1 pseudogene is annotated in these 317 nt (G+C 72.9%); it reads left to right on the top strand.

Annotated elements, in window-relative coordinates:
• Positions 1 to 317: pseudogene (locus EN859_RS36580) on the top strand (thermonuclease family protein); the annotation flags it as partial.

Genomic DNA, 317 nt, shown 5'->3' on the forward strand with positions numbered 1-317 from the left:
TTTCGCGATGCCCTGCCGCCGCAGCCGGCGCGCAGGATCGCCGAGCACCTCATTGCGCCGCCACCGCCCGCCGCCGCCGGCATCGAGCGCCTCGAGCGCCGTCCCCCGCTTGGCGAGCTCGGCCTCGCATCGCCGCCGAAGACGCCGATGCCGCAGGTTTGGCGCGAGACGCTGCTCTACCGGCCGATCGCCACGTCATCGGCGACCTTCCAAGCAATGGGGCGCACGGTCGCCATCAGCGGCGCCATCGACATCGATCCCGGCCGGATCTGTCAGTTCGGCGATGCCAGCTGGCCGTGCGGCCAGCGTGCCCGTGC

Source organism: Mesorhizobium sp. M00.F.Ca.ET.216.01.1.1 (assembly GCF_004010325.2).
Lineage (GTDB): Bacteria > Pseudomonadota > Alphaproteobacteria > Rhizobiales > Rhizobiaceae > Mesorhizobium.